The 24,662-nt window shown below is 49.6% G+C and carries 24 protein-coding genes; 16 read left to right on the top strand and 8 right to left on the bottom strand.

Features of this window, described 5'->3' with window-relative positions; translation table 11 throughout:
- Positions 1-13: 13 nt before the first annotated feature.
- From glmM to G3255_RS01000, 10 genes are all read left to right on the top strand, one after another.
- Complete coding sequence (glmM, locus tag G3255_RS00955) at positions 14-1,363, top strand: phosphoglucosamine mutase (protein WP_211652873.1); 1,350 nt, start codon at positions 14-16, stop codon at positions 1,361-1,363.
- 756 nt (positions 1,364-2,119) lie between these two features.
- Complete coding sequence (locus G3255_RS00960; protein WP_211652874.1) at positions 2,120-2,431, top strand: hypothetical protein; 312 nt, start codon at positions 2,120-2,122, stop codon at positions 2,429-2,431.
- Between the two features lie 387 nt (positions 2,432-2,818).
- Positions 2,819-4,621, top strand: coding sequence for a glutamine--fructose-6-phosphate transaminase (isomerizing) (gene glmS / locus G3255_RS00965; RefSeq protein WP_211652875.1), 1,803 nt, complete (start codon positions 2,819-2,821; stop codon positions 4,619-4,621).
- A 142-nt stretch (positions 4,622-4,763) separates the two neighbouring features.
- A complete protein-coding gene (locus G3255_RS00970; RefSeq protein ID WP_211652876.1) occupies positions 4,764-5,639 on the top strand; it encodes an AraC family transcriptional regulator in 876 nt (291 codons plus the stop codon).
- Positions 5,640-5,778: 139 nt separating this feature from the next.
- Positions 5,779-6,339 (top strand): NADPH-dependent FMN reductase, encoded by a 561-nt coding sequence (locus G3255_RS00975; protein WP_121300655.1) that lies wholly within the window; start codon positions 5,779-5,781, stop codon positions 6,337-6,339.
- Between the two features lie 201 nt (positions 6,340-6,540).
- Positions 6,541-7,407 carry a YitT family protein gene (locus G3255_RS00980; RefSeq protein ID WP_249222180.1) on the top strand — a complete coding sequence of 289 codons (867 nt, stop codon included), beginning with the start codon at positions 6,541-6,543 and terminating at the stop codon, positions 7,405-7,407.
- 19 nt (positions 7,408-7,426) lie between these two features.
- Positions 7,427-7,807 (top strand): VOC family protein, encoded by a 381-nt coding sequence (locus tag G3255_RS00985; protein WP_211652878.1) that lies wholly within the window; start codon positions 7,427-7,429, stop codon positions 7,805-7,807.
- On the top strand, positions 7,804-8,226 hold the full coding sequence (locus G3255_RS00990) for a GNAT family N-acetyltransferase (RefSeq protein ID WP_211652879.1): 423 nt from the start codon (positions 7,804-7,806) through the stop codon (positions 8,224-8,226). Before G3255_RS00985 ends, G3255_RS00990 begins: the two co-directional genes overlap by 4 nt.
- 149 nt (positions 8,227-8,375) lie before the next feature.
- On the top strand, positions 8,376-8,705 hold the full coding sequence (locus tag G3255_RS00995) for a PadR family transcriptional regulator (RefSeq protein WP_211655715.1): 330 nt from the start codon (positions 8,376-8,378) through the stop codon (positions 8,703-8,705).
- Between the two features lies 1 nt (position 8,706).
- A complete protein-coding gene (locus G3255_RS01000; RefSeq protein ID WP_211652880.1) occupies positions 8,707-9,465 on the top strand; it encodes a DUF1129 family protein in 759 nt (252 codons plus the stop codon).
- Between the two features lie 8 nt (positions 9,466-9,473).
- Here the strand turns inward: G3255_RS01000 and G3255_RS01005 are convergent, their stop codons facing one another.
- The 3 genes from G3255_RS01005 to G3255_RS01015 all read right to left on the bottom strand — a co-directional run bounded on the left by G3255_RS01005 (position 9,474) and on the right by G3255_RS01015 (position 13,529).
- Positions 9,474-10,523, bottom strand: a complete 1,050-nt coding sequence (locus tag G3255_RS01005) for a hemolysin family protein (RefSeq protein ID WP_211652881.1) — start codon at positions 10,521-10,523, stop codon at positions 9,474-9,476.
- 593 nt (positions 10,524-11,116) lie between these two features.
- Positions 11,117-12,172 (bottom strand): hemolysin family protein, encoded by a 1,056-nt coding sequence (locus tag G3255_RS01010; RefSeq protein ID WP_211652882.1) that lies wholly within the window; start codon positions 12,170-12,172, stop codon positions 11,117-11,119.
- 34 nt (positions 12,173-12,206) lie between these two features.
- Positions 12,207-13,529, bottom strand: coding sequence for a hemolysin family protein (locus G3255_RS01015; protein WP_211652883.1), 1,323 nt, complete (start codon positions 13,527-13,529; stop codon positions 12,207-12,209).
- A 560-nt stretch (positions 13,530-14,089) separates the two neighbouring features.
- Between G3255_RS01015 and G3255_RS01020 the strand changes: the two genes are divergently transcribed.
- Both G3255_RS01020 and abc-f read left to right on the top strand, forming a co-directional pair.
- Complete coding sequence (locus G3255_RS01020; protein WP_211652884.1) at positions 14,090-14,851, top strand: TerC family protein; 762 nt, start codon at positions 14,090-14,092, stop codon at positions 14,849-14,851.
- A gap of 283 nt (positions 14,852-15,134) precedes the next feature.
- Positions 15,135-16,775, top strand: a complete 1,641-nt coding sequence (gene abc-f / locus G3255_RS01025; protein WP_211652885.1) for a ribosomal protection-like ABC-F family protein — start codon at positions 15,135-15,137, stop codon at positions 16,773-16,775.
- A gap of 41 nt (positions 16,776-16,816) precedes the next feature.
- On the opposite strand, the gene G3255_RS01030 is transcribed toward abc-f, so the two are convergent.
- The 4 genes from G3255_RS01030 to G3255_RS01045 form a co-directional block, all read right to left on the bottom strand.
- Positions 16,817-17,488 carry an ABC transporter ATP-binding protein gene (locus G3255_RS01030; protein WP_211652886.1) on the bottom strand — a complete coding sequence of 224 codons (672 nt, stop codon included), beginning with the start codon at positions 17,486-17,488 and terminating at the stop codon, positions 16,817-16,819.
- Positions 17,489-17,490: 2 nt separating this feature from the next.
- Entirely contained in the window at positions 17,491-18,525 is a 1,035-nt protein-coding gene (locus G3255_RS01035) for an ABC transporter permease (RefSeq protein ID WP_211652887.1), read from the bottom strand.
- Positions 18,526-18,640: 115 nt separating this feature from the next.
- Positions 18,641-20,020, bottom strand: a complete 1,380-nt coding sequence (locus tag G3255_RS01040) for a sensor histidine kinase (RefSeq protein WP_211652888.1) — start codon at positions 20,018-20,020, stop codon at positions 18,641-18,643.
- Positions 20,017-20,691, bottom strand: a complete 675-nt coding sequence (locus G3255_RS01045) for a response regulator (protein ID WP_211652889.1) — start codon at positions 20,689-20,691, stop codon at positions 20,017-20,019. Before G3255_RS01045 ends, G3255_RS01040 begins: the two co-directional genes overlap by 4 nt.
- A gap of 143 nt (positions 20,692-20,834) precedes the next feature.
- On the opposite strand from G3255_RS01045, the gene G3255_RS01050 reads away from it, so the two are divergent.
- Genes G3255_RS01050 through G3255_RS01065 form a run of 4 tightly spaced genes read left to right on the top strand, consistent with a single transcriptional unit; the run spans position 20,835 to position 23,345 of the window.
- A complete protein-coding gene (locus tag G3255_RS01050) occupies positions 20,835-21,305 on the top strand; it encodes an HIT family protein (protein ID WP_211652890.1) in 471 nt (156 codons plus the stop codon).
- 25 nt (positions 21,306-21,330) lie between these two features.
- Positions 21,331-21,783 (top strand): PaaI family thioesterase, encoded by a 453-nt coding sequence (locus tag G3255_RS01055; RefSeq protein WP_211652891.1) that lies wholly within the window; start codon positions 21,331-21,333, stop codon positions 21,781-21,783.
- A gap of 34 nt (positions 21,784-21,817) precedes the next feature.
- Complete coding sequence (locus tag G3255_RS01060) at positions 21,818-22,924, top strand: mechanosensitive ion channel family protein (protein WP_211652892.1); 1,107 nt, start codon at positions 21,818-21,820, stop codon at positions 22,922-22,924.
- Between the two features lie 52 nt (positions 22,925-22,976).
- A complete protein-coding gene (locus tag G3255_RS01065; RefSeq protein WP_211652893.1) occupies positions 22,977-23,345 on the top strand; it encodes an iron chaperone in 369 nt (122 codons plus the stop codon).
- Positions 23,346-23,439: 94 nt separating this feature from the next.
- On the opposite strand, the gene G3255_RS01070 is transcribed toward G3255_RS01065, so the two are convergent.
- Positions 23,440-24,441 (bottom strand): EAL domain-containing protein, encoded by a 1,002-nt coding sequence (locus G3255_RS01070; RefSeq protein WP_211652894.1) that lies wholly within the window; start codon positions 24,439-24,441, stop codon positions 23,440-23,442.
- Positions 24,442-24,662 lie beyond the last annotated feature (221 nt).

Here is a 24,662-nt window from a genome sequence, read left to right on the forward strand (position 1 = left end):
AGGAGCGAAAAGCATGGGAAAATATTTTGGGACCGATGGTGTACGAGGGGTAGCCAATAGCGAATTGACGCCGGAACTGGCATTTAGGCTTGGGCGTTTTGGCGGCTATGTCTTAACGAAAAGCTCAAAGGAAAAACCGAAAGTGCTCGTAGGGCGGGATACACGAATTTCCGGGGAAATGCTTGAAAACGCATTAGCGGCTGGATTATTGTCAGTCGGTGCAGAAGTCATGCGCCTCGGCGTCATCAGCACTCCAGGTGTTTCATATCTGACACGCGTCATGAGCGCGGAAGCGGGAGTCATGATTTCTGCTTCCCACAACCCGGTCGCAGATAATGGCATCAAATTCTTCGGTTCAGACGGCTTTAAATTGTCGGATGACCAGGAAGCGGAAATTGAAGCATTGCTTGATGCAGAAACTGACGATCTGCCGCGCCCGACTGGCGGAGACCTCGGCAGCATCACCGAATATTTCGAAGGCGGCCAAAAATACATCCAGTATTTGAAGCAGACAGTGGATGAGGAATTCGATGGCATCCACGTGGCGCTTGACTGCGCACATGGTGCGACATCAACATTGGCGACTCATGTGTTTGCCGATTTGGATGCGGACATCAGCTCGATGGGTGCTTCGCCGAACGGCTTGAACATCAACGAAGGCGTCGGTTCGACACATCCTGAAGCACTTGCGAAGCTCGTCGTGGATAAAGGTGCCGATGTTGGCCTTGCCTTTGATGGCGACGGTGACCGTTTGATCGCGGTAGATGAAAAGGGAACGATTGTCGACGGCGACCAGATCATGTATATTTGCGCGAAGCATTTGAAATCGGAAGGCCGCTTGAAACAGGATACAGTCGTTTCAACGATCATGAGCAATATGGGCTTCTACAAAGCGCTTGAAGAAAACGGCATGAAGAGCGTCAAGACGGCTGTCGGCGATCGCTATGTAGTGGAAGAAATGAAGAAGAATGAATACAATTTGGGCGGCGAACAGTCGGGCCATATCATTTTCCTTGATTACAACACGACAGGCGACGGATTGTTGTCTGGCCTTCAATTGGTGAACATCATGAAAATCACAGGCAAGAAATTGTCTGAGCTGGCGAATGAAATGACGATTTTCCCACAGAAACTCGTCAACATCCGCGTAACGGACAAACACGGCGTGACGGATAACGCGCTTGTGGCAGAGAAGATTGCGGAAGTGGAACGCGACATGGACGGCGATGGCCGTGTACTTGTGCGCCCTTCCGGAACCGAGCCACTGGTTCGTGTCATGGTCGAAGCGCCTTCTGCAGAAGCGTGCGAAGAGTACGTGGAGCGGATCGCAGCAGTCGTACGCGAAGAAATGGGCATGAAATAAATAAGCTAAAGGCCGGAGCGGATGCTCTGGCCTTTTTTTGTTGAAAAAGTGGAGAGGGAGATTCTGCTCCAGGGAGGACGCTTTCCGGAGGGCTCGCATTGAGCCGCTTCGATCGCTGCACAAAACCCCGCCTGCTCAACTCTCACGATGTTCGAGTTTCGCAAACGAATACGCTCAATACCTTTCGCATATTCGCTTGCAGGGTCTCAATTGTCTCGCTAATCCTCCCGGAGTCGCCTCCCTTCCGCTCCATCTCTAAGTGTAGTACGGAAATCAAATTCAACTGTCACTGAAATTAGCATGAATAGTTTTAGCCAATTTTGTAATTACATAAAGAGTAGCTAGTTAACCATCTTTTCCACTATCAACTCTAGCTAGGCCTCTTCTTACAGATGAAAGAATCAACGGCCATAACGCCACACTCACACATCCCACTAAGCATCGACAACCAGTGGATGCAATAAAAGAAGCTGAAGCTCAGTCGCTCAAAGCAATCAATGAAATCTAATAGCCGAACCGCTCACAGGGGCGAGCCGGAGCAATGAGACAAGTGTTCTTCTTGGCTTATTGCGGGAGGCATGCCCCAAGCGGGAGGCGACTACTTCACGAAGAAAAGATCAATGAACAATCCATTTCACTCTCAAATCCAGCTAAGCATCTCCAACAACGGATGCATCCAATCAACAGCGATACTTTCTCGCACGCAATATCAATGAAATTTCAAAGCCGAACCGCGCACACGGGCGAGCCGAAGCAATGAGACAAGTGTTCTTCTTGGCTTATTGCGGGAGGCATGCCCAAAGCGGAAGGCGTTTGTTTTGCGATGAAAAGATCAATGATGAATTCTTCTCATTCGCTTGTCCGACTCACTCAACAAGATTTTCATTAGCTGAAACCTTTATGGCTATTTATCGTCATTTGAAGGGGCTGCACCGTCAAAAGTTTACCAAGGAATTCAAAAAGATAGGTTTTGGGGTTTTTGGCACAGATACGCAATGGAAAGCTAGCATGCTTGCTCTCACGGCTTTTCGTTCGGCCTGTCAGTTGTTTGGAGCTGAAAATAGTTAGAAAACATGAGGAACTATGAACCAGCCGCTGGAAGATGACTGTGCGGATTGTCCTAAGGGAAGTTGTGCGTTGATTGACGGAATTGTATGGAGCGGTTATGATAAGGAGGTCGGTTTAATGCCGATGCAAAAGGGGGATAGAGGTAAGTGCGAAGGAAACCAATTATAGCGCCTGTACTGAAGAACTCGGACGGACCAGTCAGTCTTCAGTAGACGAGGAGGAGGAGTATCGAGATTTCGGCGGATACCTCCCGGCCGCGAAGCCCGGTCGTTATGTGCAAGCTTAAAACAGTCGAGTGATCGATTGGACAACCAGCTAGCACGGGCTCACAAAAAAGCGTTTGCGGACGCTTATTTTGACATTTAGAAAATTGGAGGAATATAAATTATGTGTGGAATTGTTGGATATATCGGGGAACAGGATTCAAAAGAGATTTTATTGAAAGGCTTGGAGCGTCTGGAGTACCGCGGATATGATTCAGCGGGGATTGCAGTGCGCAACGGCGAAGGCATCAAAGTATTCAAGGAAAAAGGCCGTATTGCTGATTTGCGCGGAGTCGTGGAAGACGATGTGACAGGAAACACAGGAATCGGGCACACACGCTGGGCAACGCACGGCAAGCCAAGCAAAGTCAACGCTCACCCGCATCAGAATACATCAGACCGCTTCACGATCGTTCATAACGGCGTTATCGAGAACTACCACCACATCCAGCGCGACCATTTGGAAGGCGTTGAAATGGAGTCTGACACGGATACGGAAATCATCGTGCAATTGATCGGCAAATTTGTTGAAGAAGGCATGACGACAAAAGAAGCGTTCAGCAAAGCGTTGAAATTGATGAAAGGCTCGTACGCGATCGCATTGCTTGATGCAGAAGAAGAGCAGACGATCTATGTAGCGAAAAACAAGAGCCCGCTTCTTGTCGGACTTGGCGAGAACTTCAATGTCATCGCATCTGATGCAATGGCGATGCTGCAAGTGACGGACCAATTTGTTGAATTGATGGACAAAGAAGTTGTCATCGTGAAAAAAGAAAGCGTACAGATCTTAACGCTAGACGGCGAAGAAGTAGCCCGCGATCCGTTTACAGCAGAAATCGACATGAGCGATATCGATAAAGGGACTTACCCACATTATATGCTGAAAGAAATCGATGAGCAGCCAGCAGTTATGCGCAAAATCATCCAAGCTTACCAAGACGAGAACGATCAATTGACGATCGACTCAGGGATTTTGGATGCACTTGAAACAGCAGACCGCCTGTACATTATTGCAGCAGGCACGAGCTACCATGCAGGCTTGATCGGCAAGGAATACTTGGAGAAAATGGCGGGCATCCCAGTAGAAGTGCACGTAGCGAGCGAATTCGGCTACAACATGCCGCTTCTTTCTGAAAACCCGTTGTTTATCTTCATTTCCCAGTCCGGCGAAACAGCGGACAGCCGCCAGGTATTGGTGCGCATCAAAGAATTGGGCCACCCATCACTGACGGTGACAAACGTGGCAGGCTCTACGCTTTCACGCGAAGCAGACCATACTTTATTGTTGCATGCAGGCCCTGAAATTGCGGTAGCATCGACAAAAGCATACACAGCGCAGTTGGCTGTACTTTCGATCTTGGCAGCAGTAACGGCAGAGCGCCGCGGCCGTGATATCGGCTTCGATTTAGTCCAGGAAATGGGCATCGTGGCGAATGCTGTGCAAGCACAAGTCGATATGAAAGAAGAACTTGAACAGATTGCAACGGATTATCTTTCGACTACACGCAATTGCTTCTTCATCGGGCGTTTGATGGATTATTTCGTCGGCCTTGAAGGCGCATTGAAACTGAAAGAAATCTCTTATATCCAAGCAGAAGGCTTTGCTGGCGGGGAACTTAAGCACGGCACGATCGCATTGATCGAAGAAGGCACACCGGTCATCGCGCTTGCAACACAGGAATCCGTCAACTTGAACATCCGTGGCAACGTTAAAGAAGTAGCGGCACGCGGCGCAAATACGTGCATCATTTCCATGGAAGGCTTGAACGAAGAAGGCGACAGCCACGTCTTGCCGAAAGTCCATGAATTGTTGACACCGCTTGTATCGGTCATCCCGCTTCAGTTGATCAGCTATTATGCAGCTCTTCACCGTGATTGTGACGTCGACAAGCCGCGTAACTTGGCAAAATCCGTAACAGTTGAATAAGCAATGAGTGAACTCCCGCATCCGTGCGGGGGTTTTTTTATTTCCTGGGGAATATCCTGTAATCCGCCAAAAGCCATATCGTTTTTGTCGGGTGTGAGAAACAGCGGGCATCTATAATAAAAGCAGGAAGGAGGCAGGGGATATGCTGAAGCAAATGAACGAAGCGCTTGCCTATATTGAAGCGCATTTGGAAGAGGATATCGACGAACGCGAGCTAGAGCGTATAGCCGGCACGTCCATTTACCATTTTCGCCGGATGTTCTCTTTCCTGTCAGGTTTCACATTGGGCGAGTATATGAGAAAGCGGCGGCTGTCAAATGCCGCAGCGGACTTGCACGGCGGCATGAGCGTGACGGAAGCGGCGTTCAAATATGGCTATGATTCAGCCGATGGATTCTCACGCGCTTTCAAGGAATGGGCAGGAATCAATCCCTCAACGGTCCAAAAGAGCGGCATGTTGAAGTCGTTCCCAAAATTGACCTTCCAGTTAACAATAAAAGGAGGAGTAGAAATGGAATACCGAATCGAAGAAAAACAGGCGTTCAATATTATCGGAGTGAAAAAACGAGTGGCGATCCAATTCGAAGAAGAAAATGAAGAGATTATGGCGCTTGCCAAAAGCATCTCAATGGAACAACGGGAAGAAATGCGCAGCTATGCGGATATGGAACCGCATCAAGTGGTTAATGCATCGTTCAATTTTGACGAGGGGCGAATGGATGAACAAGGCAGTTTGGATCACATGATCGGCTTTTTGACGACGAAAGATGCCGTTCCTGGAAATGGCCTCGATCAAGTGGCAGTGCCCGCACTCACGTGGGCGGTGTTTACCGCAGAGGGAGAATTTCCCCGTGTGATGCAAGAGACTTGGGGAAAAATTGTCTCCGAATGGCTGCCATCGTCCGGTTATGAACTGGCCGAAGCCCCGGAAATTTCATTTACGGGTGATTTGTCGGATCCCGCCCATGTAAAAAGCGAAATTTGGATGGCAGTGAAAAAAACGGCTCCCGGAAAGTGATGCAATAAAGCTGAAGTGGATAAAAGAAAGAATATTCAATCTTTTTTATTGAAAAGCAATGATTTTTCTCCTATGATGAAAGGGCATCGAGATCTGCATACAGATGGCAAGAGAGGTTCATCATAAAGGAGGCGGAGTTATGACGAAAATAGGCATCATTACCGGCAGCACACGTCCGGGACGCAATAGCCTGCAAGTGGCAGAATGGGTGAAAGGCATCGCCGACCAGCGCGGCGACGCTGACTACGAACTCGTGGATTTGGCTGAATACAATCTGCCGATGTATGCAGAGCCGGTTTCTGCGGCGTATAGCCAGGATTATCAAACGCCGGAAGCCATTCCGTGGGCGAAAAAGATTGCTGAGTTGGACGGCTATGTGTTCATTTGCCCGGAGTATAACCATGGCGTTACGTCAGCGTTGAAGAATGCCATCGATTATTTGTACATCGAATGGAATAATAAGGCGGCAGGCATTGTCAGCTACGGATCGGCAGGCGGCGTCCGGGCAGCGGAATCCTTGCGCATCATCATGGCGGAACTGCAAGTGGCCACGGTGAGGGCCCATCCGGCCATGTCCTTGTTTACGGATTTCGTGAAAATGAGCGAATTCAAGCCGGCAGCAGTCCACGAAAAATCGGTCAATGCCATGCTCGACCAGGTCAATGCGTGGACAAATGCGCTGGAACCTTTGCGCAAGTGATCAAGTGAATAAACTTTTCCACCGAATCCTGGATGAGGGACGCGAACAATAGCATCCCCATTCGGGATTTTATTGTGGAAGAGTCTGGACTCCGAAGCCTGGAAAATATTGAGTTATCGTTTCAACACGAATGGAAGAAAGTGTATCATTAAAATGAACAGCAAAGAGTTTAGCAGGAAAAGAGGAAATCAAGTGGGGACTATGATAGAAAAAAGGGCAAGGAAGCGGGCTAAGAAAGTGCTGCGGGCGTTTGCGGTCATCATTGGCGGATTCATTACAGCATATGGATTAGAAGCCGTATTGATTCCGAATAATGTATCGGACGGCGGCGTGACGGGACTGAGCATTGTCGGTTCCCAGCTGACGGGCATGCAGCTCGGGATTTTGATCGGCCTGCTGAATATTCCCTTCGTTTATCTTGGGTATAAGCAAATCGGCAAGAGTTTTGCCATCTATTCGGTGATCGGCATTGCCGCTTTGGCATACGGGACGACCATTATGCACCATGTCCCGCAGATTGTCGAAGGCGATTCACTGCTCGTGACAGTGGTCGGGGGTATCATCATCGGTTTCGGTATGGGACTTGCGCTGCGCAATGGCGGCGCGTTGGACGGCATCGATATGCTCGCGGTCTTGCTGTCGCGGAAATTGCCGTTTGGCACGAGTGATTTGATTTTATTCCTGAACTTATTCGTCTTTATCGTCGTGTCGACAGTTTTCGGTTTGCAGGGTGCGTTCTTGTCGGGAATCGCTTATTTCATTGCTTCCAAAGTGATTCATATGGTGGAGGAAGGCTTGAGCGGTTCGAAGACCTATAAGATTATCACGAGTGAACCCGAGAATATGGTCGAGACGATCCGCGACCGCTTGGGGCGCAGTGCTACATACAATTTGGTCAAAGGGGCGTATACCAATGAAGACTATAAGGAAATTACGTGCATCATCAACCGCCTCGAAGACAGCAAGATGAAGGAAATCATCTACGAAATCGACCCGCAGGCCTTTGTGGCGGTGTACGATGTAGCTGAAGTAAAAGGCGGCAATTTCAAGAAGCGCGATATTCATTAATGAAACAGGGGGAGACGATATGATCATCGGATTGCATCACGCACAAATCACCATTCCAAAAGGGGCGGAAGCGCAAGGAAAAGCATTTTATTGTGAGCTATTGGGCTTGCAGGAAATCGATAAGCCGGATGCCTTGAAAGGGCGCGGCGGCTTTTGGCTCTCAGTCGGCCAACAGGAAGTGCATGTCGGGACTGAAGACGGCTTTGACCGTTTGGCGACAAAAGCGCATCTCGCCTATCAAGTGGAAGACATCCGCTATTGGCGTGAGCGGCTGGAAACGAACGCTGTTGAAATTCTGGAGGCGGTGCCAATTCCGGGATTTTCGCGTTTTGAGTTCCGCGATCCGTTCGGCAACCGGGTGGAACTGATTCAACAGGAAGGAGCGGGAGAAAGCCAATGAAAGTGATAGCTGGATCAGATCGACAAGATAGTGAATTTATCCGAAACAAATTGATTGAGTACAATATGAAAAACTTGCCGGACGAAGTTAAGACGCCGGTGGAGCATCTGAACGTTGTGCTGAAAGACGATGACGGGACAATCATGGGCGGCCTCACCGCTACTGCGTTCTGGCAGCATCTGCATGTCGACTTTTTATGGGTGGACGAACGCCTGAGAGGGCAAGGACAAGGGAAGCTGCTGCTTGAGAAGATGGAGCAAGCGGCGAAAGAAAAAGGGTGCCGTCTGATCACGCTCGATACGTTCAGCTTCCAGGCGCCCGATTTTTACAAACGAAACGGCTACGAAGTATTCGGCAAACTAGAGGATCATCCGAAAGGCTTCAGTCAGTATTTTCTGCAAAAACGATTAGAGAATTAAAGCACAAGACCGGCCTGAATGCAGGCTGGTTTTTTTATGGAAAAAATTTCATTCACTAACTTGTAATGCAAGGGTTTATCGTTTATGATGATTTTATAACACTTGCATTGCAAGGTAGCGAAGTAATAGAGAAAGGGCGGATGCGCAAAGTGGCGGATTCTACACAAATGCTCAAAGGAATTTTAGATGGCTGCATCTTGTCGATCATTGAAGAAGGCGAGATTTACGGTTATGAATTGGCCGAAAAGCTGCAGAGCTACGGATTTCAATCATTTAGCGAAGGCAGCATCTATCCGCTGCTATTGCGGATGCAAAAAGAAGGGCTCGTGTCGAATGTGCAACGGAAATCGACAGCCGGGCCGAAGCGCAAGTATTATTCGTTAACGGAAGCGGGACAAGCGGAACTGGAGCAATTTCTCGGGCGCTGGGCTGATTTGAAGCAATCGGTCGATGCGGTGATCACTAAAGGGGGGCAATGATATGCTATCTGCAAAATCTGAACAATTCCTGATCGAACTGCGCATGTATTTGGTGCAGCGGGGAAAAAGCGATGAAGACATCAACGAAGTGGTCGATGAATTGGAAAGCCATTTAATCGAATCGGAGAAACACGGCAAAAGCGTCGAGAGCATCGTCGGGAAAGACCCGAAACAGTATATGAAGAGCATCGGGGCGTCGCTGCCGATTGCGGTGAAAGAATTGATAGTCCTCATTCCGGCGACGGTGCTGGTGATTCTTGCATACTTGGCGTATGTGCCGGCCTTGTCAGGGGATTTTAACTTATCGCAAACGGTGCTATGGGGCATCATTCCCGTCATCTTGAGCCTCGCCATCTATAGTTCTCTGATTTTCAAAGTATTGCCGAAGTTCCACGATCAGCCGGTAAAGCTCGGCGTGATCGCGGTGGCGGTTTCAACTTTGGTCATCGGCTTCTGGGTGGCATTTTATTTATGGATGGTACCAGAGAATACGGCGGCTTACTTCACGGCAACGGCTGAACAGAATTATATGATTGTCGCCGTCTGCCTTGTCGCGTTTATCGCCTATGCGCTGTACACGAAATCTTGGATTACGATTATCGTTGCGGCATTGATGAGTGCGGGACCGCTCGCGGAAAGATGGATTCCACAGGATGTAAATGAAGATCCGGCATACATCGCCATGGCCATCGGGATTTTCGTCTTGGCCGGCATTGCGGTCATCTGGTTGTTGATGAGAAAACGGCATAAAACGGCTTGAGCCATCAATTAAACAGAAGGCTTGTCTTCACTTTGGATATCGCCGACCAATTCTTCGAGCAAATCTTCCAAGGTGATAAGGCCGGCCGTTCCGCCGTATTCGTCGAGCACGATGGCTAAATGGTTATGGCTTTTCTGCATTTCCAGAAATACTTCATCAATTTCACGCTTTTCAAACACAAAATGGGGCGCCCGCATGATGTGGCGGATATCGAAGGCTGGCTGCGGCGGACTTTCCCGATAGCGGAATAAATCTTTAATATGGATACTGCCGATCATATGGTCTCTATCATCCTGATAGACTGGGAATTTGGAAAAAGGGTGCAGCGTGGCGAGGCGCACGATATCGTCGAGCGAATCGTCAGCAGAGATGGCAACGATGTCTGTCCGGTGAACCATGATGTCTTCGATGGCTTTGTCGTTAAATTCAAATGCGCGCGTGATGATGAATTGCTCCATGTCTTCGATGGTGCCTTTTTCCTTGCCGGCTTCGAGCATCAGGCGGATTTCTTCTTCTGTTTCTTCTGGCACGGGCTGATGGGGGTCGATGCCAAACAGGCGAATTACGCCATTGGTTGACCAAGAGAGAATGGTGACGAATGGGCTGGTGAGCACGGCGAGCGCACGAAGCGGGTAGATCATGGCCATTGCAATGGGCTGTGGTTTTTGCAGGGCGAGCCGTTTTGGCACCAATTCTCCGAAGACGAGCGTGAAATAGGACAGCAGCAAGGTGATAAAGATGAGGGAAGTGATTTGCACGATACCGGGGGATACGGGAAGCGACGTTCCTTGGACATAAAGCGACAATTCATCGGCAAAGCTGTCCGCGGCGAAAGCGCTCGCCAAAAAGCCTGCGAGTGTAATGCCGATCTGGATCGTCGCAAGGAACTGGCTCGGCTGCGACAGCATGGCGTCGATCAGCTGGGCTTTTTTATTGCCGGACTCGGCCATTTTCTTGATCTTGTAATCATTCAACGAAATCAACGCAATTTCAGACGCTGCAAACAAGGCGTTGGCAAAAATCAATGCACTCAATATTCCAAGTGCCCATCCCATCATGGAATCCCCCTTCTGATTATCGGTAGTTGAGCCGGTTGAACCTGAAAGCCTAACGAAAACGGAGAGTTGCGATGGTGCTGATTAGCTCCAGTTTAGCCGAAAAATGTCAGGAAACCAATCATATGCAATGAAAAAAGAAGAGCTGCTGCGGCAGCTCTTCTTTTGGGGTGTCGAGAAATGTAAGAAGTCATATTTTCCGAAGCTTATCGCTCGCTTTCCGTGGGCTCGCGCCCAAGCCTCCTCAGCCGCCGTGAAACCCTTGTGCTCAACTCTCGCTGCGTTCGAGCATCGCAGAAAACCCGCTTGCTCCCACATCTGCGTGGCAGATGCGTCGCAAATGAATGCGCTCAGCTAAACTTCGCTCATTCATTGCTTGAGGGGTCTCGGTCGTCTCGCTGATCCACTGGAAAGATAAGGTCGACCTACACGGGAGACTTTATCTTTGCGAAAGTAATGCGCAGCATTATTGAGCAGAAGGGTTTACGAGCGAACGCTTCTCCAAATACTTGGATAGAACATTGATTTTAGAATGTAGAATAAGTGATCTCTTTTTTCATTCGTAGCAGATCACAGACTTCTTTCTTATAGATCAATTAAATAGTGCCGGCTTCGAATGATTCGTCGCTGATTTCGCCGACGATTTCTTCGAGAATGTCTTCCATTGTCACAAGGCCTGCGATGTGTCCGTCTTTTGCGGTGATGACGGCCATATGCGTCCGGCTTTGCTGCATGCTGGCGAGCACTTTTTGGATCGGCGTGTTTTCCAGGAAGCGCGGCATCGGATGCAGGAAAGATTCCGGCGTCTGGGTCCTGCCGGCTGCCATGCTCGTCAGCAATTCTTTCGTGTTGATGAAGCCGAGCATGCGGTTGGGGTCTCCACCTTCCGTCACGGGATAGCGTGTATACTCATGGCCATCGAGGACTTCGAAAAGTTGTTCCTGGGTCAAGGAACTCTCGACCGAGACGATTTTCTCTTTCGGAATCATGATGTGCTTGACGATGCGCTCATCGAAATCGAAAATATTTTTCAAATACGTCAGCTCGGTCTGGTTGATCTCGCCGCTTTGGTAACTTTCAGCCATGATCAACTTCAATTCCTCTTCGGAATGGGCTTCCGTATGGCCGCTCGGTTCCACTTTGAACAAACGCAAAAACAAGCGCGCTGAGCCGTTCAACAGCCAGATGAACGGGCTCATGATTTTCCCGAACCAGTAGAGGGGAGGCGCGAGCAACAAGGTCATGCGTTCTGCGTATTGAATCGCCAAAGTTTTTGGAGCCAGTTCGCCGATGACAACGTGCAAAAAGGTCACGATGCTGAGGGCGATGGCATAGGATAAAATGGTCGCGATGGCAGGGGACAAATTGAATTCCTCAAATAGCGGATGCAATAAGCGTTCAACGGTCGGTTCCCCGAGCGCCCCGAGAATCAATGCCGTAATCGTGATGCCCAGCTGGCAGGCAGAGAGGTAATAATCGAGTTTGTCTGCCACTTCTTTGGCGCGCACGGCTTTTTTATTGCCTTCCGAAATCAATTGGTCAATCCGCGACATGCGTACTTTCAAAATGGCGAATTCAGCGCCGACAAAAAAGGCAGTCGCCAAAATCATTAAAGCTACGAGCAATAGATTAATTATTATTTGTCCATCCAAGTTGGATCCCCCAGAATCGGGGGCTCACCTCCAGTTAGTCGATTTGGTCTTGTGATTTTTTCGGTTTTTGCGTAAACAGGACTTGCTTGATTTGCTGGTGGTCCATATCGGTGACGGTCCATTCCGTATTTTTATACGTCAACGGTTCGCCGATTTCGATTTCTCCGGTCGTGCGGTAATGGATCCAGCCGCCGATCGTGTCGATGTCCTGGCTATTGTCAAAGTCTACGCCGAAACGCTCTTCGAGTTCTTTCAGGAGCACGCGGCCATTCAATACGTACTGATGGTCTGCGATCTTCTTGATTTCAGGCTCTTCGTCTTCATCGAATTCGTCGCGGATTTCGCCGACGATTTCTTCGAGGATGTCTTCGAGCGTGAGCATGCCGGCGGTCCCGCCGTATTCATCCGCGACGATCGCTAGGTGGACGCGGGCATTCTGCATGCGCAGCAAGGCACCTTGCAAATCCGTCATCTCAAACACGGTCGGCACTTCGCGGACGAAATCGTGGAGCTTCCAATCACGTCCCGCAACAATCTGCGGCAGCATTTTCTTGGCGCTGACAAAACCGATGATCCGGTCCTTGTCGCCGTCTTCCGTTACCGGATAGCGCGTGTAATTATGTTCGTCGAGCACATCGATGATTTCTTGCGACGGCATGTCGAGGTCGAGCGTTACGAGCTCGGTCCGCGGTACCATGATGTCTTTTGCCGAACGTTCATCGAAGGTGAAGACATTTTCCATATAAGATAATTCGTTTTTATTGATGGCGCCGCCTTCATAGCTTTGCGCCATGACGATTCTCAGCTCATCTTCCGAATACGCCTGTTCATGCCCTGGCTGGACGCCGAAAACTCTCAGCAACAGGCGGGCGGCTCCGTTCAACGCCCAAATGAAAGGCTTCATGATTTGGCCGAACCAATACAGCGGAGGGGCCAATAGCAACGACATTTTTTCCGCGTATTCGATGGCGAGCGTTTTAGGCGCCATTTCCCCGAGCACGACGTGAAGATACGTCACCAATAGGAAAGCGATGGCATAGGAAGCGGCGGATGCAACCGAATCCGACACTTGGAAAAAGTCGAAGATTGGATACATGAGCCGTTCGACGGTCGGTTTCCCGAGCGCCCCGAGGCCGAGTGCTGTCACAGTGATGCCGAGCTGACAGGCAGATAGGTAATAATCCAAGTTGCTGGCGACTTCTTTGGCGCGCACAGCTTTTTTATTGCCTTCTGCAATGAGCTGGTCCAAGCGCGACATGCGAATCTTGACGACGGCAAATTCGGAGCCGACGAAAAAGGCGGTCAAAGCGAGCAATAGTACAAGCAAAGCTAAATTCAATATTGTAATTATGTCCACGTAAGATTCCCTAAAAAGGGATTCACCTCCATAAATAGTTCAGCCGGTGCCCAGGGCTTAATTTCCCGCGGGGCACGTCTGATATTGGTCGAAATGGCCGCTTACGATGACAGGTGAACTCCGTTCGTTGAAATGAGGCGGTCCGCACGGGTGCAGCTGTTTATGCAAAACGGTTTAAAGCGGATGATTCGGTTGAGTGTGTAAAGAATTTTCGCTAGTCCCTTCCCAATGGTTTCCCCTCCTTCAGTGATTAAGAAGTATAATACCATATTAATGACAGGAGTCTGCAAAATATTCAGGGAAATGAAGGATAAAATATCTGGAAATTTGGCGATATTATGTAGTAGCTTTTTTGTTTTTCTGTGCTATACTTTTTTTAACAACTCAATAGACCTTGACATCACGTCAAAGGGGAGTAGCTATGGGGAAACCTATTTCACAGTCGTCATTACATGGATCGTATCCATCGGTTGTGATAGCAAAATTATTTTGCTTAGCAAGACCTTTGCCTTCTATAGGCAGAGGTCTTTTTTGTTGCCAAAATCAAGGAGGTTTTTCAGTTGGAAGCAATTTTATTGGAGTATTTATGGGTGCTGCTCGTCTTAGTGGCACTTGAAGGTTTGCTTGCTGCGGACAATGCCGTCGTCATGGCGGTCATGGTCAAGCACTTGCCGAAAGCACAACAGAAAAAAGCATTATTTTACGGATTATTGGGTGCATTCGTGTTCCGTTTCGCGGCATTATTCATGATCACTTTGCTCGTCGATGTCTGGCAGATCCAGGCACTTGGTGCAGCGTATCTCTTGTTCATTGCGTTTAAGCATATTTACGATCAGCGAAAAGGCAAAGAACACACCATCGAACCGGAAGCGACAAAAGGTTCTGGCTTCTGGATGACAGTTTTGAAAGTAGAACTTGCGGACATCGCGTTCGCGGTCGATTCAATGCTTGCAGCGGTGGCACTTGCCATCACCTTGCCGCACCTCGGCTCGATGGAAGTCGGGGGCATCAACGGCGGCCAGTTCGCCGTCATGTTAACGGGTGGTTTGGTCGGACTTGTCATCATGCGTTTTGCGGCACATAAATTCGTCAAGCTATTGTCGAATTACCCGCAGCTTGAAACGACCGCGTTCGTCGTCGTCGGCTGGGTCGGTGTCAAATTGACCGTGTTGACGCTCGGGCACAAAGGCGTCGGCATCTTGCCATACGAATTTGTCCACTCGACGGAATGGAAATTGATTTTCTGGGGCGTCCTTCTTGCCATCGTGGCAGTCGGCGCAATTGTCAGCGTCAAGAAAAAGCGCGAACAAAGCGCTGCGTAATTCCGGCTGGCCCGGTTGCAAGCAATGTTTCTGCATGATAAAATCAACTCAATTCTGAAATGAAACGAGTTGATGGGTGGACAATGCGTAACTAACCTATATTTTTAGTCATTTGAAATAGTTATTTTTCGAAGGCAAAAACATAGGATTAGTCTGCCCATTTCATCCATAAGGTGTTGCAGTTTATTCGGCACACCCAAAATGTACTGGCTAATCCTTCCAAATTTAGATTTGGGAGGATTTTTTAATTCTCCCTGTCCAAAACGAGAAGGGGTGGTTCTGCATGACAGAACTAATGAAATTACTGAACGTATCCGTGGAAATCGAACAACAAGCATTATTCGAGAATGTGACTGAAAACATCATGAGCGGCGACCGCATCGGCATCATCGGAAAAAACGGTGCCGGAAAAACGACGCTTTTGCGGCTGATTGCCGGGGACATCGCACTGGCCAGTGGACAGCTGATTCAAGGTGCGCCGGGCGTGAGCGTATGTGCAGTCGAACAGGAATTGCCGGATTACGCTTTTGAAGACGTGACGGCAGCGGAACAAGCGCTATTGAACAGATGGGAAGTCCCGCTTCGCGATTTCGTCCAATTGAGCGGAGGAGAAAAACTAAAGGCGAGGCTTGCGAAAGGCTTGGCACAGCCAGCGGATCTCTTGCTATTGGATGAGCCGACCAATCATCTGGATGCACAAGGCACAGCGCATCTGCTACGCGAATTAAACGCCTATCCGGGTGCCATCGCCATCGTGTCTCACGACCGCTATTTCCTCAATCACATCGCGACGAAGATCTGGTCGATCGAAAACGGCAAGATCCACAGCCACAACGGCAATTACAGCGATTATATGGAATTCCGCGAACAACAGCGCAAAAGCCAGCAACACGCCTATGACACACAGCAAAAACGCATCGAACGCATCGAAAACCAGATGAAGCAGTTATCCTCGTGGTCTGAATCGGCACATGCCAATTCCACCAAGCAGGAGGGCTATAAGGAATACTACCGGGCCAAAGCCAAAAGCATGGACGCGCAAGTGAAATCGAAGCAAAAACGCCTGGAGAAGGAATTGGCGAACGCGGCGGTCGATGCTGTTGAACCGGAATACGCGGTGGACTTCGCTTTCCAGGCCAACCCGAAAGCCGGCAAACGCTTTTTGGAAGTGAAGAAGCTAGGAAAATCCTTCGGGGACATGCCATTATTCAAGAACGCTTCGTTTACAGTCCAGCACGGGGAGAAAATCGCGGTGGTCGGCGCAAACGGCAGCGGCAAGACGACGTTTTTGAAAATGCTGGCGGGCGGAGAGCCAGTGAGCGATGGGGAGCTGTGGTTATCACCATCCGCGTCCATCGGCTATTTGACGCAAGATGTCTTTGATTTGCCGCTCGACCTGACGCCTGCCGAATTATTTGAACAATTCACGTTCAAAGAGCGGGGGCGTGTGCAGAATCTATTGAAGCATTTAGGCTTCCGTAAAGAGCAATGGCTGGAGCCGATTCGGGAGATGAGCATGGGCGAACGGGTCAAATGCAAATTGATGAAATTCATCTTGGAGGACAAAGACGCCTTATTGCTTGATGAGCCGACCAATCATTTGGATTTGCCGTCGCGCGAACAATTGGAGTCGACCTTGGCGGACTACCGCGGCACGCTTCTCGTCGTGTCGCATGACCGCTATTTGCTCGACAAGACGACGGATTGCAAACTGGTGTTTGAAGGCGGAACGATTCGCAAGCAGCTCGGGGAAGCGCCGCCAAAAGAAGCGCTCGGCAGCAGCGGCGAACTCCGCTTGAAACTCGAAACGGAGCGCCAGGCTGTACTCGGCAAGCTCAGCTTCATGCAGCCGACAACCCCGGGCTACGCAGAATTGGATCGGCGCTTTGTGGAATTGACGAAGCAATTGAAGGAACTGGAGTAGAGTGCGATAACGAAAAAGAGACGGCTCAGGCCGTCTCTTTTTTATGCCAAGCGGCCGTCTTTCATAGTGATAACGCGGTCGGCGTAGGCGAGCATGTCTTCTTCGTGGGTGACCATTAAGGTGGCGATGTTCAGTGTTTTCGTCAGTTTCTGAAGCAATTCCATCACTTCATGCGACTTGGTGGAGTCCAAACTTGCAGTCGGTTCATCTGCGAACAATAACTTGGGTTGATGGACGATCGCACGTGCAATGGCGATGCGTTGCTTTTCACCGCCAGACATCGAAGCGGGATAGGCATTCTTACGGTGGCCCATGCCGACCTCATCCAGTATCTTTTCGACCTCTGCCCGCCGCTGTTTTGCCGAAAGCGGGGAGCCGGCCGTCTCGAGCATGAGCAGCAATTGTTCTTCGGCCGTGAGAAATGGCACGAGGTGAGAGGATTGAAATACAAAGCCGAACGATTCCGCGCGGATTTGGCGGACTTTTTCCGGACTTAGCGTGTCAAGGTCTTGGCCATCAAAATGAATTTCGCCAGATGACGGAGTTTGAAGCCCCGCCGCGATTGTCAGCAGCGTGCTTTTGCCGGAGCCGGATGACCCGACAAGGGCCGTGATTTCACCTTCCGCCAGCGACAAGTCGACGCCTTTTAAAATTTCCTCCGAGACTTCACCAGTCGTGAAGCTCTTTTTGATGTTGCTCGTTGAAAAAATCATGCTTATCCTTCTCCTTGTTGAATGGCTTGAAGCGGTTGGGCCTTGCGGATCTGAAGGCCCGACAAAGTGGCTCCAGCAAATCCGATAACAAAGAACACCGCTGTTAATTGCAGCGTGGCATCAATCGGCAAATAGAACGGCATGTCGCCTGGTGCCAGTGTCGCGAACAATTGGCTGACGGCAATCGATAAGATAAGCGCGATCGCAGTAATGACGAGCATCTGCACCCAGATCATCCGGAACAAGGCGCCGGTCTTCACGCCGATCGCTTTTAAAATGCCGTACAGCCCGAGCTTCTGGATGTTCATCATATAGAAGAAAATCGCGAACAGCATGCCGCTGATAACGACCAAGAACCAGACAATCATCGACAGCGACAATTGCTCGGCACTATAGCTCGGCAAGGTGTTGAGGAATGCTTCTATGGAGAAGCTTTGCAAGCCGGCGATTGCCCCGGGTTCTGCCGTTTCTGGGACGAACAGCATTTGCAGGTCTTCCGTGCGGTACATTTCCGCGTAATTATCCGGATGGATAAAGGCGACAGGTGCGTGGCTGTATTTCGCACCGTCGGTAAAGCCTGCTACGGTAAATTCGCCATCCAACTGGCTGTTGGTAAAGATGTCGCCTTGCTTGATGCCGTCTTCTTCGAGCGAACGGTCAAGTATGACTTTGCCTTTTTTGATATCCGGAAATTCAGCCGAATCGGTTGATGTGGCGAAGGCGACGCTTTGCTGTTCGTCTTGTTCGTTCAATAAAAAACCCATCTGGATAGAGAATGCAAACGCGCCGTTGTTTTCCGACAGGACTGATTGCTGAGTTTCTGTGTCGATTGCGGATAAGGCGTGGGTTTCTTCCGCCGCCGTTTCCATATAGATCGTTCCGTCCGGTAAATTCTTGATCAGGGCGGCATTGTCTTGTGACAAGCCGTTCGCGAGCCCTGAGATGATGAAGGTCAATAAGCTGATCAAAAAGACGATCGATCCGAGGATCATGAATTTCGTTTTGCTTTTCTTCATTTCTTTCCATGCTAAGTTCACGTTATTCGCCTCCGTTTTGGTATAGCTTCAGTTTACAGAGGCAAGGTGAATGGAAGGTGAACGGGCGTTAACAGTTTGGAATAAAAAAGCCCTCCGGTTGTGGAGGGCTTTGAGTCTATACAGATGATGAGGCGGGAAGAATAACCGTGACGGTGGTGCCGGCACCCGGCTCGCTGTCGAGTTCGATCCGGCCGCCGTGGAGCTCGATGATTTCCTTGGCGATCGATAGACCAAGGCCGGAGCCTTTTTGGCCGCGGGTGCGGGCTTGGTCGGCGCGGTAAAAGCGCTCGAACGCATGCTTTGTTTCGTCTTCTGTCATGCCGATGCCGTGATCGCGTACCGCAATGTGAATTTGGTTGTCACTTTGCGTAAGGCTTACGTTGACCGAGCCGCCCTGTTCGCTGTATTTCACTGCATTGGTCAACAAGTTTTCCCAAACAGTTTGAAGCAGCACCGCATTGCCTTGCGCATAGGCTGGGGTGAGCTGTGCAGACAGCGCCAGTTCTTTGTCGTCGAATGCATAGCGCAAATGGCTGAGCGTCGCATGCAATTGCTCGTGAAGTGCGACGGTCTCGAGCGCTTCCGGCGTTTCCTTGTCGACCGATGCCAAGGTCAAGAGTTGTGTTGTCAAAAGAGACAGGCGTGCCGTCTCTTCGCGGATGATGTCCGCGTAGTGCTGCTTGTCGGAATCACTGATGCCCGGCTTTTCCAACAAGCCGAGATAGCTTTGGATCGTATGGAGCGGCGACTGGATATCGTGGGAGACGTTATGGACGAATTCCTTGCGCTTGACGGTCGACTGTTCAATGCGCGAGCGCATCAATAAGAATTGGTCGGCGAGGCGGCCGATTTCATCCCTCCGGTCGATCGCAAGCGGGACGTCAAAGGTTTCTGTCGCCATTTTCTCGGTCGCTTCGGTCAATTTCGTGATCGGCTGGATCAACAAACGCGCAACCAACAGCATGCCGAGAAAGCTCAATAGCACGATTCCCACGGCCAAACCGCCAAACAACAGATGGAGTTCCTGGAACAATAGCTCGATGTCGGGGCGCAGGAATAAAGCATAGGATTCGCCGCCGAGTGTCACGGGGACGCCGATGGAATTTTGCAGTTCATTGGCGAAAAAGCCGGTGACGAAAGTTTGGCGCGGAAAATCACGGATGCCGTTGAAGATATCGCCGCCGAGTACGCGCTGGACGTCTTGTTGGGCGATCGTTTCATCGCGGAATTCACCGCCGAAGCGCGAGACATTGCTGCCGTCCGTCAAATACAATTGATAGCCGGCGTCACCGAGCACTTCGAGTGTACTTTCCACTTGGCCTGGCGGAAGGCTGTCCAAATGGCCGGCAAACGATTCGGCAATCGCCAGGTTTTTGTCGTTATTGTCTTCTTTCAAAAATTGGTGATAGAGCGTATTCATCGCGAAAAACGAAATGGCGCTGCTGATGAGCATCGTCAGGAATGTGAACCAGATGAATTTGACGTACAAGCTCATGAGTCGGCCTCCAGTTTATAGCCGACACCGCGCACCGTGACAATCTTGACATCCGGCGCAAATTGCTCGAGTCTGGTGCGCAGCCGTTTGATGTGGACATTGATGGTCTGCTCATCCCCTTGGAAATCGAGCCCCCATACACTTTCGATAATGGCATCTCGCGTAAATACGTGGCGCGGTTTGGAGGCGAGCAAGGCGAGTAGCTCGAATTCTTTCAATGGAATGAATGACAAGCCGTTCGGCGAACGCAGTTCGTAGCTTTTCAAGTCGATCGTTAAAGACCCTGCTGTAAGGGTATTGTTTTCGGGATGGTCGTAACGGCGCAAAATCGCTTTGACACGGAACAGCAATTCCTTGGATTCGAACGGTTTGACCAAATAATCATCGGATCCGGCGAGAAATCCGCGTTCCTTGTCTTCGATATGGTGGCGCGCTGTCAAGAGTATGACCGGGATATCGTAGTCTGTGCGGATGCGTTTGGTTAATTCAAAACCGTCGATTCCGGGCATCATGACATCGACAATCGCGAGGTCTGCCGTCTGCTGTTCCAGACGCGCCAATGCCTGTTCGCCGTTTTCAGCGGATATCACTTCGTAGCCGTGTTGCCGGAGCTCCCCGGCGACAAACTGAAGCATATGTAAATCGTCGTCTACTGCGAGTATACGAATCATGTAAAACCCTCCTTGCCTATTAGTATAGGACATAGTACGAAAAGGCGTTAGATTTTCCTTTCATGGATGAAATTGGCTTGTATAATGGAAAGAAAACAACTGCAGCAGATCTGATTTTGCTGCGGGGATTAGAGGTGAGGGCGATGAGTGAGATTTTAAGGCATAGTGAACAAGATTGCTTAGGGTGCAGGCTGGCAAACGGCGAATTGCCGGTGCATATGGTGTTTGAAAATGAATGGGTGGCGTGTTTTTTGGATCACGATCCGTTCAATGAAGGACATGTGCTCATTTTGCCGAAAGCCCATTATGGTTTTATCGATGACATGGATAGTGAGACGGCACTCGCCATTTTAAACGCATCACAAGTGATGAGCCGGGCAATCCGAGAGCTTTACGCGCCATTTGGCATTACGCAGACGCAAAACGGCGGCGGGCCAGACGAATTGACGCATTTTCATTTGCATGTCGTGCCAAGAGAGAAAAATCAGCCGTTTGCGAGTTTTTATACAGGAGATGAGTGGGAAAACGAATCGCTGAAGAAGCGATTGGCCGAAACAAAAATCCGGTTGGCGGAAGCTGTTGAAGCGCAGTTCTCCGGATTTCCCCGGAAATAATAAAGGAGTCAGGAAGGAAGACATTATGCCAAAACGAATCAATGAACAAGCGCTCCATCAACAATATTATGCAGAAATCCGCGACAAAGTAACAAACGATCCTTATGCCCAATCGCTCGGCATCCGTTTGACGAAATTCGAAGAAACATTGGCGGAGGCGGAATTACTCGTGCAGGATCATATGGTCAATGCCTATGGAACTGCACACGGCGCAGTTATTTTTGCGCTCGCCGACCATGTGCTGTCAGTCGTGAGCAATGCACACGGCAAAGCAGCTGTCGGCTTGTCGACCAATGCCCAGTTTATCCAAGCGGCGAGGCCTGGAGACCTGTTGACGGCGCGCGCGATCGAGACGAAGCGCAATTTTCGTGTCGGCTTTTACCGCGCCGATGTGCTGCGCGGAGATGAAATTATTGCAACGGTCGACGGTGTGTCTTATCGGAAAGACCAGTATTTCGTGGAAACGGAAGAAGATTGAGCCTGGTGGATAGAACAGGAAAGGGGGCGTGGATATGCTATTGACGATTCAACCGGAAGAGCTGACCGAGCGCTGGTATGATGTGTTCGAACAAATTGAATGGACAGAAGTATTGCTGTTCTTGTTTTACGTGGCGTGTATTTTTCTCGTCAGGGCAATTGTGCTTGCCATTTCTCGCCGCTTGAGCACAAATCGAGTCTTCCGCTACGTCGATCCAGTGCTCCGGAGCTTATTGAACTGGGCAACAACCTATGGGATTTTGCTATTTATGATTTTTTATTTTTCCAATTCGGGCTGGATGTTCGATCGTCTGTTTGAAATCGGCAATGTTGAAATCACGGCATTCCTGTTGATTCTTGTGGTCTTGATTGTGTCGCTCGCCAATCGGGCGTCGAAAATCATCACGCGTTATATTTTGCCGAATGTTTATCAGCGCTATCATTTGGACCGTGGCATGAGCTATACGTTCGACCGGATGTTCCATTATACGGTGATGGCCATTGCCATTGTTGTCAGCTTGACGACAGTCGGCTTGGATTTAAGTGCCTTGACGGTGTTCGCCGGTGTGCTTGGCGTCGGGATCGGTTTTGGTTTGCAGAACATTGCCTCGAACTTTATTTCAGGCATTATCTTACTATTCGAGCGGCCGATCAAAGTCGGTGACCGGGTCATTATCGATGATTTGATCGGTGATGTCGATAAAATTTCGATGCGGTCGACCGTCATCAAGACGATTCATAATGAACACGTGATCGTCCCCAATTCCTATTTCCTGGAGGAACAGGTGGTCAACCGTTCTTACGGCGATCCGCGCATGCGGCTTGTCGTGCCGGTCGGTGTCGCGTACGGGACGGATGCCGACAAAGTGAAGCGCGTATTACTTCAAGCTGCAAAAGAAGAAGAACAAGCAGGCGGTTTCGTCTTGTCAGAACCGGCGCCGTTCGTCAATTTTTCTGCGTTCGGCGAGTCGTCACTCGATTTCGAGTTGATGGTTTGGATCGACAACTCGAACCAGGTCATCGTCACCAAAAGCGCATTGAATTTCCGCATCAACCGGCTGTTTGCAGAACACGATATTGAAATTCCATTCCCTCAGCGAGACCTGCACATTAAAAGCATGCCTGAACCAAACAGGGATTGAAAATTTTGCGGCAAACAAATAGCCATGATGCATACAAGAGGGGGCAAATGATATGAACGAATTTGCAGCGTACTTGGCAAAGATTGATGACCCGGATCACCACGATCGTGTGGAAGAAGTCTTGAAGTGGGTCACGGCAAGCTATCCTCAGCTTGCACCGCGTGTGGCGTGGAATCAGCCGATGTTCACCGATCACGGTACCTTTATCATCGCATTCAGCACCGCGAAAAAACACATGGCGGTGGCGCCTGAAAAAGCGGCAATTGACCGCTTTGAGCAGGACATTAAAGCAGGCGGCCATTCGAGCACAGAGCAATTGATCCGTATGAGCTGGGACCGTCCCGTCGATTACGCATTGCTTGGTAAATTGATTGAATTCAATATCGAAGACAAAGCGGATTATGATAAGTTTTGGCGGTAAATAAAACTATTCCGTAACAAGAGAGTTTTGGTTTTTCTCTTACAACTGAATGTAGGGTAATGAAAAAGGAAGAGACCGCGGTCTCTTCCTTTTGTTATGAAGCTGTTTTCGCTGCAAGTGGTGCTGCGGCGGGCTTGCCGAAATAATAACCTTGGAACAATTCATAGCCTTGTGCTTTTAGCCATAGGAAATCTTCTTCGGTTTCGATGCCTTCTGCAAGCGGTGTTGAACCGACTGCTTGGGCTTTTTCAAGGAAGCTTTGTGCGACTGACTGCTTTTCGGCATCCTGGGCAACGCCAAAAACGTATTTCATATCGAGTTTCATGAAATGCGGTTTTAGTTCGCCAAGAACCTCGGCGGTGCTGTAGCCTTCGCCGACATCGTCTAGTGCGTATTGGAAGCCTCTTGATTTGTAATAGCCAAGAATATGCTTTAAGTGCTCCAAATCGTCGACTTTTTCGGATTCGACGACTTCAAAGACCAGTTGGTCCGGATCGACGCCAGTTTGGTGAGCCAGGTCGATTGTCGAACGCAGGCAAAATTCCGGCGAGTAAATCGAAGTCGGGATGAAATTGATGAATGCTTTTTCGCCTGACAATTGGCCAGCCGCGCGAACAGCAGTCATCCGGCAGACGCGGTCAAGCGCATACAAACGGCCGCGGCTTTTCGCAGCGGGGAAGATTGTATTTGGGTAGATGACCTGGCCGTCGGCATCATGGAAACGCGCGAGCATTTCGTAAGCAAACACATTGCGCTCTTTGTCGACAATCGGCTGGAAGTGGGAGACGATGCGTTCGTTTTGGATGACTTCATCAATCCATTCCATATCGAATACTTGATGCATATCGGTAATCGGTTGGTAGCTTTCCCGGTTGATGCGGAATTCAGCCGATTCGATATCCAGCAGGTCTTCGCAAAAGCTTAAAAATTCGCGGGCCCCGAACTCGCCCATGCGCAGCCGGTTGTCTTTTAAAGAGACGTCCAGGCCTTGGCGCTCTAGATGGTCTATGGCAATTGGGATGATGGAGTGATTCAATTCACCGCTTAGGCGAATATCAAATGTCAGTGTCGAGACAGAACAATTATTACAATTCAAACATGCTCCCCCTTTATGATGTGGTAATTAAAGTATATCCGATGTGACTTAATTCACAAGTATAATTTACAAAGAAGGCATTTAGGGTGGAAAAAGTAAATTACTTACCAAAAAATAGTTAGCTTTATGACCTTGCGATAAATGGCAATGAGTCGGAAGTTTTGCTTAGCTTCCTGTGAAAACGATAAAATGGGCGTATGCATATTTCAGGAGGCGATAAG

This window comes from Planococcus sp. MSAK28401 (assembly GCF_018283455.1).
Lineage (GTDB): Bacteria > Bacillota > Bacilli > Bacillales_A > Planococcaceae > Planococcus > Planococcus alpniumensis.